Raw genomic sequence first — 11,075 nt, 5'->3', positions numbered from 1 at the left:
TCACCACTAAATCGATCGTTCCCCTGACGTTGACCTGTACAACGTAGCTAAACAGAAAAAGGCGGATTCTCACTCCTTTCAGGTAAGAATCCGCCAAACTATTACATATTCATATCCAGCCACACACTTTCCATTCCGTTCAATTCCAGCTCTATTCTCAAATCGTTCTCCATCAGGATTGTCGTCTTTTGGGTCTCCGCTGTGTTATTTACAGCACAATAGCGGCCAGTCTCAGGGTAAGCATGACACTCTACATTCGGATTCAATGAGAACCAAGAATACAATTGTTCCTCTTGATGTGCAGCCCAAAAGATCGCCCGGCTCAGTAATCTAGTATTCTGGATACTATACGGCAGCCCTGCAATATAAACGCCTCGACCCTGCCCAAATGAATTCACGGCAAGATTGCAGCTATTGTCGTGCACATCCAAGACTTGTGCTCCAATCTCCGCTTGATAAACCATGGTCATCCCTTCACCATAATCAATGTCGCCTTCCAGATCTTCCGTAATGAAATGCTCCTTTACTGGCGTTACCTTAGGCTTATTAACGCTTGCTGTAAAACCCATTTCCTTTTGAACACCTAAAATATCCGCTAGTTGAAAGAGAACCCCTTGATGCTCATATGCCGTTGGATCACCAATTCCAATAAAGCCGCCGCCTTGATGCACCCATTCACGAATGCTAGACACCACTTTTGGATCGCTCCAATGATCTCCGCCACTCCAAGAAGTATGGACATCACCCGCGTTAATGATCACACCGATACTAGGATCAATCCCGTGTTGTCTAATATCATCAAAGCTTATAAATTCAATGTCGAAAGGCAAGCCTGCGAGTGACTCCAGTGCCCCTATGTAGGAATAACATCTTTGATTCCATAAAGAGTGAGCCACTTGGTGCGTCTGCCAGCTGCGAATGTAGCCCCAAGTATTAAGAATCGCCACTTTAAACGATGCCTTATACGGCTGAGTCCCTTCAGCATTTGCATGAATTCCTTTAAACTGAGTCGCAATCTCCGTCACATGATCAATAAAATTAGGGAATTGGTACGCCAGACTTAGATATCCGCCATACCCCATTCTTCCAACCGATTTACGCATAAGTGCCCGGCGACATTTTATCCAGATCGGCATGGACTCTCCAACAGGATCTCCACCTTCAAAGAATACATCTGGGAAGAAGTAAGGGTAGAACCGGGCTTCGGTATCCTTAATCGGAATATCCGCGATCATACGGGTCGTAACCCCATCTCCGGCAGCCCCGACCACTGCATCTAGCCCAATCTCGGAAAAATATTTACCATAAGGCTCTGTCCCTGCCCAGTGATCCCCAAAGAACATAATGGCTTTCTTACCGAAATCATGCACCATATCAACACATTGTTTGGCATAACCTGCAATGAATTTCTGATTAAATTCCATCCAGTCCAAATGCCTTGCAGTCGGATTCATAAACGGTGTGTTATATCGTCCTTGATCCACAAAATCTTCCGCAGTCAGACGATATCCATAAGCTTGTTCAAATTGATCTAATGCTAATGGACTTACGCAGCTTAGATAGCCAAACCAATTAACTTGCTTCTCCTTACCTTCCTTATTAAAAATCAGGTCGAAATTATAAAAGAAGGTAGTAAAACGAACGATATCAGTCTTCGGATGCTTTGCTAGCCAATCTTTCAGCACCTTCAATACATGCTCTTGAGCCTCGGGATAACGAACATCCAGTGGTAAGCGATGCTCTTCCGTCCAGTTATTCGTGATGTGATTGTACATAGAGACCGGTTCCCAAATCTGATAGGCCAAGAAACTGACGGTATATTTGTGAAACTGTTCCGCCTGCTCAAGCGTGACGATCCCCTCTGCATAACTCCAATGTGCCGAAGGTACTATTTCTCCTGTGGTCCGGTTTACAACCTGCCAATACTTTTTAATATCCACATCTGTATTAGGAACAAATTGATCTGCAAAAAAAACTGCCATAATATCGATGCTCTTCACCTTCGATGTCACAATCATTGGTGCAGACATCAGATAAATCTGCTGTCTATACTGTGGATGCTGCTTTGCCCACTCGTTGTCCTCACGTACCAGACAAAGCGTTGAATAGATTTGCAGACCCATATCAAGAATGTCCTGCGATAGACTCGTGCCATCACTGTCACGTACAGCGTCTACGCCCCATCTCTCTACAAGATCAGCTATGACCTCTTCCATTCCTGTTTCACCAGGTAGTGTAAATCTTCCTTTGTCCACACAATTTCCCTCCATGACTTTGTAGTTCAGCCCTTAATTCCACCAGCGCTTATTCCTTGGAGCAATTGTTTTTGTCCTACCACATATAGGAGAATCGTTGGAATGAGTACCAAGATCAATGCGGCAAATAGTGCGCTCCAATCTGTAGCATACCTTTGAACCTCAAACAGATTGGCTAAACCCACCGGTAATGTTTTTTTGCTATCCGTTTGAATTAGAACTAATGCCAGTGGATACTCATTCCAAAAGCCCATCGCTGCCAGCATACAGACCGTTACAATCCCCGGCTTAGCTAGTGGCGCAATGATTCTGACGAGTACCCCTGTATTCCCGCAACCGTCAATCTTGGCGGCCTCTTCATAATCTCTAGGGACAGATCGCAGAAATCCGCTTAACACAAAGATCGCAAAAGGAAATTGAAGGACAGCATAGATCAAACCGAGCATCCCGCGATTATCCAGCATCCCGAAAGAATTCACCTGAATAAATAAAGGAACCATGATATAAGAAGCTTGGAGAAAGATACAGGCCATATAAATATTAAGAATCATTTTGGAACCCCAAAACTTAAATCTCGTTAATACATAAGCTATAGGGACCACAAAAATAACTAGGATCGCTGTGGAAAGTACCACTAGAAAGATAGAATTCAGGAAATAACTTCCCATCTTGGATTTCTGAAAAGCACGTACATAGTTATCCAAGTGTAAGGCTTGTGGAAAGGAGAAAGGATCGGTTAGAAATTCCGTGTTGCTCTTAAATGAGGCTAAAAGATTCCATACAAACGGATATAACAAAACAATAGTCGCTACAATCAGAAACAGCCGAGTGATCCAATTGATAATGTTCATTTTTATAAGACTCTGTTGATTACTATTCACCCTTCTCCCCTACCCTTCTGCTCGATTTGTAAGTAGTCTAGACAGAAAAGAAAGGATAAAGGCAAACGCAAGCGTAAAAATCGCGATAGCCATGGCATAACCAAAGTTCGCATTTTGGAACCCTTGAGTGTACATGTAATGGAGTAATACAGTAGTACCACCGGCCGGCCCACCACCGGTCATGATTGTTACGACGATAAAGCTTAAATTGATCGTACCCGCCAGGGACAACACGAAGGTTATTCCAATGATTTCTTTTAACAGTGGGATCGTAATGCTGACAAGCTTCCGGAAATATCCTGCACCATCAATGGTCGCCGACTCGAACACATCCGCAGAAATCCCATCTATTGCAGCGATATACATCACCATATAGTAACCAACCGCCTGCCAGATCAGAGTGACCGCAACGCACCATAATGCAGTTCGGCTATCCCCAAGCCAAGTCATAGTCAGTTGATCCAGCCCAATACTTGAGAGAATATTGTTCAAGATCCCCATGTTCGGATGAAACACAAAGGACCATATGATCCCGACTACCGTCAAAGAGATAATGCTGGGGAAAAAGAATACCGTCCGGTAAAAGCCTCTCTCTTTCAGCTTCGTCTGCGTCAATAGAAAAGCAAGCACTAAGCCAAAGGCTAAGGTAACCACCGGCACGACCAGCATCAGCTTGAACGTATTACTAAGCGCTTTGAGGAACATCTCATCTTGGAACATATATTTATAGTTATCCAGAAAGATAAACTTGTTCTCATCACTCATCCCGGTTGCATCCGTAAAAGACATAACGAATGCCCGAAAGGTTGGAATGATCATAAATACGAGAGTCAACAGGAGCGCAGGAATGGTACATACGGCTATGAATAGCTTCGGATTTTTAGTTTTCGTTGACTTAGTCTTTAATTTTCTGTTTCTAGGAGCTACTTCCGTTAGTTGCATCTCAGACATCTTTCTCACTCCTCTTCATGCAAAATGCATCCTGTTCATAGATGTCTGTATCCATTCTTAACAGGATGCATTGGCATGAGATGCTATAAATTATTTACTAGCTGCTTTCTCTTTACGAATCTGTGCAAAAGCTTTTTCAACATTATCCATCCATTGGTCAGTGGTCATTTGACCTGTCATGACTGGCGTCATCGTATTTTTGAACATTTCAGTGACTACACTAACTTTGGAGCCATTTGGTAAGGATTGCCAGCCTTGCAGAATTGAAATGGAACCATTGTAAGCCTCAAACATGTCATATACACCTTTGGTCAAGTATGGCTTCGACAGCTCCTTCGCACCATTAAGTGCGTACGCACCATTAGCTTTTTCCGCGAATAATTTAACGGACTCATCCGTATACAGGAACTTTAAGAATTCTTTAGCCAGCTCTGGATTTTTAGCTTTTGCTGGAATGGAGAATTGCTCATAGCTGGAAAGCACGTACTTCTGATCTCCTTTATTAAATACAGGGACGGTTGTCATCCCAAATTCAAAGCCATTTTCTCTTGGTGAATCCTTCATTTCATTTTCCATCCAGTTGCCGTTTACAATAAACAACGCTTTCCCCATCATCATATCGGTCTGCGATTGGGTATGGTTCAAGGCGACCGTGCCATCCATCAGATATCCGTCTTTAGATATTTTGTAGAATATATCCAATACTTTTTTGATCGTGTCGTTCTTAAATGAACCTTCCTCATAAGCAAAGACTTTATCCAACGTTTCTTTACCGCCCGCACTAGCAATCGCAGGATACAGAATTTCTTCCAAATAGTCCGGATAAATACCTTGGTAAGTGAACAACGCTCTTTTCGTTTTCGTTCCATCTGCATTGACCAAGAAGTTCTCTTCTTTTTTCAGCTCATCGCCTAATGCAAAGAACTCGTCCCAAGTCTCAGGAACACTCCAGCCTTTTTCCGCGAACAAAGTTTTGTTGTAAATCAAGCCCATCGGTCCAGCGTTAAAAGGTGCCAGATAGATCTTCCCGTCTTGATACGGCTGAAATCTTGTGCTGTCCAGCATTCCTGGAAGAATCATATCCTTTAGCGTCTCATCTTTATCTAAGGCCTTGCTTTCGAATACATCACTGATATCTAGAAGTCCTTTTTCTTTAATGAGGGAAAGCATAATCCCACTTTGCTCTGTATCCGTAACAGATAGGAAGTCAGGAGGATTACCGGCAACAATCTGTGGTCTGATCACTTCACCAACCTTAGGGTTGATCGTCATATTCACTTTTACCCCTGGATAAGTACTCTCGAATTTACTGACAATTTCATTCCAATAATCGGCGCCATATCCACCTTGGAATACAGCAATACTCAGTTCCTTGTTATCAAAATCCTTCTTAGCATCCTCTTTAGAAGTACTCTCGGCGTTCGTTGTACTTGTCGCTTCCGCTGTACTCGTAGCTTTTGTAGAATTCGAATCCTTTGAGGCAGCTGGTGTATTCGTGCTATTCCCACAGCCAATCAATCCCACACCCAGCAGCGAAACTGCTAATAACGTACTCATTGTCTTTCTCATAAACGCCCTCCTTAAGATGTTCTTACTAATGACCCAACCACAGATTAAATATTGAAAACGCTTTATCTGATAATTTAAGTATAGAAGTGTTTACGTTTTATTTACATTTACAATACAAACGTACCTATGTATTATTTTATCCATCTCTCATTCAGGTTTCAGATATGCTTATTCATCAGAATCACATGACTTGTAAACTTAGCGGTCAAAGGAATGGATAATACTAACGATTCCATAGATTATTCTTGCTTTTCGCCCATGCATATATATTCCATTCTTCTTTTTATGTTAACTTGTAAGTAAAGGATATCGAATGGGAGGTCATCCACCTGAGTCATAACAAAGGGAAGCGGTATTTTCCTAGTCCCCCACAAATCATAAGAAAAATTAAAATTCAAAATCGCTTAACCGTTATCTTCTTAATCGTTTCCGTGATTCCAATCATCTTTATAGGTTTCTATTCCTATACTATCTACTCCAAATCCATTAACAATAAATTAAGCAAATCTACCTTTCAGGCTTTGACACTGCTCAATCGAACGATGTTAAGCGAGCTTAATAACTATCAATATCTTGCCGGATCTGTTTCTACCAATCCTATTATTCAGGAGCGTTTAACGGCAGCACCTAATGAATCCGCTCCTAGCAATGCTACCATTAACCACGCTATGGATAATGTGTACAGAACCATTTATCCGGGATATGTTCAGAACGTTCGGATCATAGATTCCAAGAACGAACCTATTTATGAATTAGGCTATGATGGCATTCCCAATCCAAAGTATGGGGAAATCATGAAACAGGTAGATCTGAATGCCCCTTATGACAGTCTTAATTATGTAAAAAGCTATCGTGCTTCCCATACGATTGTCCTGGGGCGTAAAATTTTTGATCAAGAAGACATTGGCGTTCCATTAGGTTATGTGTTTGTTTTTATCGGCGGGGAGTTATTCTCAAAAGTCATTCTTTCCAGTGTGGACTTAGGAACAGGTTCTAATCTGCTTATCATGAATAGAGAAGGAATAGTGATGTCCTCCAACCTAAAGGGTACAACACTTGGAGAAGCGTATGATAAAGGTCAACTGTTTAAGCAAATCAAGGAACAAGAGGCTCAGAAGAACCATTCCTTTCAAGGCTTAGTCAATGGCAAAATGCATCAGATCTCCTATATCAATAATAATCAATTAGGCTGGTACATGATTTCTACGGTTCCTTTCTCTTATATTAATTCTGAGACAAGTAAAATCACCACTGGACTCCTTATCGTCGTCAGCATCATTGTAATCCTTTGTATCCTAATTATCATCGTCTTGTATAAAAGTATCCTAAAGCCTATCAAACAAATTATTGTCTTCTGTAATCAAATTTTTTATGGCAATTTATCCAATCGTATAGAAGATCACAGCAACGATGAGATGGGTGTTCTGGCTAATAGGATTAATAGCATGGTCAGCCGGATTGAGCAACTGATAGAGGATCAACAGAAAGATCAAAAGAGGCAGCGTTCGCTTGAATTACAAATGCTACAATCACAGATTAACCCTCATTTTTTATTCAACACTCTAAATTCCTTGCGATGGCTCGCAATGATTAACCAGGTTCCGGTGCTAAGTGATGGTATCTCCTCTCTCGCAGAATTACTGCGCAGTACCATCATCGATCAAGATGAGGAAATAACCATCAAACAAGAGCTTAATAATCTGGACAATTACTTTGCTATTCAAAAAATACGTTATGCTGATCGATTTGACGTTGAATATGATCTAGATGAATCGGTATTACATAGTCTGATCCCTAAACTTATTCTGCAGCCGATCGCTGAGAACGCTATCATCCATGGGGTTACGGATATTGGAGGAAAAGTTCTTATCCGCATTAAGGCTTACGCAAAAAATGAATATACACTTGTTATAGAAATCATTGATAACGGAAAAGGCTTTGACACGAAAAAATCGGAAAAGGCTGATACGCTGTCCGGTATCGGAATTTCTAATGTAGCCGATCGCATTAAGCTTCAATATGGTGAGAGCTACGGACTATTCATCACAAGCTTGGTGGGTCAAGGAACCTGTTGCCGCCTGATTATCCCCAAACAAACCTACGAAGAAGATAAGGGGTGATACTAGTGTATCCAATGTATAATGTAATGCTGGTGGATGATGAACCCATTGTAAAAGTCGCGCTCAGAACCATGATTCCATGGGAAGAGCTTGGATATATGATCTGTGCTACAGCCTCTGACGGAGTTGAAGCTTTAACCCTTGTTGAGAAGTTTAATCCCCATATCATCATTACAGATCTCAAAATGCCTAATATGGATGGTTTGCAGCTGATAAAAGAACTCAATAACAGAGGGTTTGCCGGGAAAATCCTGGTGGCAAGTAACCACGGGGAGTATGAGTTGGTTCGTGAAGCATTAGTTCTTGGTGCTGTAGATTATATGCTTAAGATTAGTATGAAGACTGCGGACCTCATCCAGTTGCTGGAGAAATCCACGCAGCTAATCCAAGAACAGCTTCAGTCCAAGCAGCAGCTAGAGACACAATCTCAGCTATTGCAACACAATTTAAAGAGTGTGAAGAATGCGATTTTAAAAGATTATTTTACCGACCCATATTATGATATGAATCAGCTTGAGCAGCAAAATTCTATAACACTCGCTTTTAGTGAAAATAGCTGCTACTTGTTCTACATCACCTTTGAGCAAAATAGCGCCAGCCCTAGCGCACGGAAAAACCAGCTATCGGTATCCTTCATTGAAAACATCATCTTAGATATCCTGGAAACCGTCGATCAATTCGAAATTATTCAGCTTGAATCGAATGCATTGTTGCTGCTAATCTCCACTGATACCTTAGACAATCAGCAAATTATCCGTACCGACTTTATCCATAGAGTCATTCAGTTGATCAAAATGTATATTTCCATTACCCCTACCATTGTTTATTCCCAGCCCATTAGAGGATACGCTGAGGCGAAAGTAATGCTAGAGCGATGTAAAGAATCCTTGGAAATCCAATTTTACAACGAAATAACGATTATTGATCCCGAGATTGTCCATTTAAATGATACGCTCGATTTCGAAAACGTTCATGAGTTCTCTACGAATTTAATACAGGCCTGGAAACGTTCGGGCGTTGAAGCCGTTAATCAAGCCACTCAAAATTTCCTTGAGACCTGCAGATCGAAACAAATAAAGCCGGCTGAAGCCAAAACATTCATCGTCAATTGTCTGCACTATCTTCCATTATGCGATGCTCACATTATCGTTGAAGATCCAAAGCTTTTGAAAACAACTATTGAGAATATTGCAAACAGTAAACGAAGTGCTGAGATTCTAACGCAGATGGAGCTTTTATTTCAATTATTCTCACATCAAAAACAACAGATTGTGACTACCCATAATAGGGATGTTAAACAAACAATTGATTATATCAATGCAAATTATCAGAAAAAGCTGACCTTATCTCTGATTGCCAAGCAGGTCAACTTAAGTGAGAACTATCTATCCAGAATCTTTAAAGAAGAAGTCGGCCAAAGTATCATTCATTACATTAACACCGTAAAAATGGAGAAAGCCGCAGAGTTAATTCTAAAGGGCAACCCTTATGTCAAAGAGATTTCTACGCAAATCGGTATACATGATCAATTTTATTTCACCAGACTTTTCAAGAAGCATTTTGGAGTTAATCCGAGTGAATATAAAGATTATGTTCAAGCGACGCTTGGCTCAGGAAATTAAGATCCTTTCTTTTACGACGAAAGGCCGTTGCTGTAGATCAGCAACGGCCTCTTTTTTGGTATTACAACACTTTCCGAAACAATTCATTGTTTAATCGCTCCAGCTGCAGAAGATGATGACGATAGTGCATCTCAATAAGCAGGAACCATTCCTCCGCGCATAGTCCACCGAATCGCGGGTGAGATACGGTATTAAGTTTGGACGCTTTTTCAAGAGACGGTTCGATCTCTCTCATTCTTTGGATGACTGAATGTAACCCTTGAATTAATTGTTCCTTGCTCTCCGGCTGCTCCGGCGTATATTGGGCGGAAGGCGGAACCTGAATACGAATGGGTGGAAAGCTTCCTTGTGCAAATATAGCCGCACCTTCCTCGGTTTTCCCCACATGAGATACCAAGGGATCTTGGTTGGGCACCAGACATTGATCAACATTACGAAGCTGCATATACAGTGAGGAGTTAATGAGATGTTGAACCATCTGTCCGATGGACCACTCATTTTCACTTGGCTTTTGCTTCAGCTGCTCCAGATTGAATCGCTCTACTTCTTGAATATAGTATGTCGCAGTTTCTTCAAAACGTTGTAAGGCTTCTTTTGTTGTAATCATTATATATCAGCTCCTGTAGTCATTGATTACCCAAGTATACAAAAACGCTACTGACAGCGTTATGTCAGTAGCGTTTTAACATTATTTCTAGTTCGTTTCTAACTTGATGGCGAAAAGATTCCGGCTCTAGCACAACCATGCCACCTCCCCAGCCCAGCACCCATTGCAGCAATTCCGCTGGCTCTCGAACTCGAAAAGTAACCCGTAAGCCTTCCGCATGATCCTCTATAGTTTCCATATAGAAATTGTTCGATTCCCTTACCTTATCAGCTATGTCAGAATGGACTATGATAACCACATGAACTTTGCGATCATCAGGAGGTTGGTATACCTCCAATTGAAAATCCGCTGGCCGTATAAATTTATCTTCCAGAGCAATAAGCTCCCTCATTCGGGATAACCGGAAATGACGGATGTCTTGACGCAATTCACACCAGGCGACGAGTACCCATGATCCTTGATGAAGCACAAGTCCGTAAGGAGCAACCGTACGAATACTTTGACGGTTCCCATCGGCTTCGGCGATTCTTTTGGAATAACGAAATCTTATTTTCCTTTCCTCCAAAACCGCTCGACGAATGGCTTCCAGACATGCCTTTTCTTGTATTGGTGCTATATCTGCTGCGGATGCAAATAAACGAAAACTTTTGCGGATCTGTGATGCTTCAGTGCGGATGGCTTCAGGCAGGATAGCTTCTATTTTTGCTTTAGAACTTCTAGCCTTATTGCCATAGTGGGCATCAAACCACTGCTCGATAAAGTCAGTCCCGATAAGCAATGTCACTGCTTCGTCCAGCGTGAAACTAACGGGTGGCAGGAAATAGCCCTCAATCAAGGAGTAGCCCTGTCCTGGCGCTCCTATTATGGATACGCCCGCTTCACTAAGTGCCTGAATATCCCGATAAATAGTTCTCACGCTCGTTTCAAACGTAGCCGCCAAATCCTCCGCTCGCAACACTTTATTACGCTGCAATTCAAGCACTATAGCTAACAAACGGTCCATTTTGTTCATACGACTCTCCCTCCCCGAGAAATTGTTTTTCTATCTCTAACGGCAATGTTAAAAATCT

Annotated in this window: 8 protein-coding genes; 2 read left to right on the top strand and 6 right to left on the bottom strand. The window is 41.7% G+C overall.

All coding sequences use genetic code 11. The annotated features are described in order from the left end of the window. Positions 1 to 101 precede the first annotated feature (101 nt). The 4 genes from gnpA to PAENI_RS21870 form a co-directional block, all read right to left on the bottom strand. On the bottom strand, positions 102 to 2,255 hold the full coding sequence (gene gnpA / locus PAENI_RS21885) for a 1,3-beta-galactosyl-N-acetylhexosamine phosphorylase (protein WP_223178987.1): 2,154 nt from the start codon (positions 2,253 to 2,255) through the stop codon (positions 102 to 104). 26 nt (positions 2,256 to 2,281) lie between these two features. Next, positions 2,282 to 3,106, bottom strand: coding sequence for a carbohydrate ABC transporter permease (locus PAENI_RS21880; protein WP_149647056.1), 825 nt, complete (start codon positions 3,104 to 3,106; stop codon positions 2,282 to 2,284). A gap of 39 nt (positions 3,107 to 3,145) precedes the next feature. Continuing rightward, positions 3,146 to 4,087 carry a carbohydrate ABC transporter permease gene (locus PAENI_RS21875; protein WP_262495688.1) on the bottom strand — a complete coding sequence of 314 codons (942 nt, stop codon included), beginning with the start codon at positions 4,085 to 4,087 and terminating at the stop codon, positions 3,146 to 3,148. Positions 4,088 to 4,177: 90 nt separating this feature from the next. Then, on the bottom strand, positions 4,178 to 5,656 hold the full coding sequence (locus PAENI_RS21870; protein WP_149646699.1) for a carbohydrate ABC transporter substrate-binding protein: 1,479 nt from the start codon (positions 5,654 to 5,656) through the stop codon (positions 4,178 to 4,180). Between the two features lie 431 nt (positions 5,657 to 6,087). Between PAENI_RS21870 and PAENI_RS21865 the strand changes: the two genes are divergently transcribed. Then, on the top strand, positions 6,088 to 7,776 hold the full coding sequence (locus PAENI_RS21865; protein WP_149646698.1) for a sensor histidine kinase: 1,689 nt from the start codon (positions 6,088 to 6,090) through the stop codon (positions 7,774 to 7,776). A gap of 14 nt (positions 7,777 to 7,790) precedes the next feature. Further along, complete coding sequence (locus tag PAENI_RS21860; protein WP_256716408.1) at positions 7,791 to 9,398, top strand: response regulator transcription factor; 1,608 nt, start codon at positions 7,791 to 7,793, stop codon at positions 9,396 to 9,398. A 61-nt stretch (positions 9,399 to 9,459) separates the two neighbouring features. Here PAENI_RS21860 and PAENI_RS21855 read toward each other — a convergent pair whose 3' ends face one another. Together PAENI_RS21855 and PAENI_RS21850 are read right to left on the bottom strand one after the other, a co-directional pair. Beyond that, positions 9,460 to 10,005, bottom strand: a complete 546-nt coding sequence (locus tag PAENI_RS21855; RefSeq protein ID WP_410477486.1) for a DinB family protein — start codon at positions 10,003 to 10,005, stop codon at positions 9,460 to 9,462. Positions 10,006 to 10,069: 64 nt separating this feature from the next. Beyond that, positions 10,070 to 11,017 carry a helix-turn-helix transcriptional regulator gene (locus tag PAENI_RS21850; protein ID WP_149646697.1) on the bottom strand — a complete coding sequence of 316 codons (948 nt, stop codon included), beginning with the start codon at positions 11,015 to 11,017 and terminating at the stop codon, positions 10,070 to 10,072. Positions 11,018 to 11,075 lie beyond the last annotated feature (58 nt).

It is taken from the genome of Paenibacillus sp. B2(2019) (genome assembly GCF_008370385.1).
In the GTDB taxonomy this organism is placed as follows: domain Bacteria; phylum Bacillota; class Bacilli; order Paenibacillales; family Paenibacillaceae; genus Paenibacillus_AQ.
The sequence above is the reverse complement of the archived record's forward strand: the minus strand, read 5'-3'. Positions and strand labels throughout refer to the sequence as shown.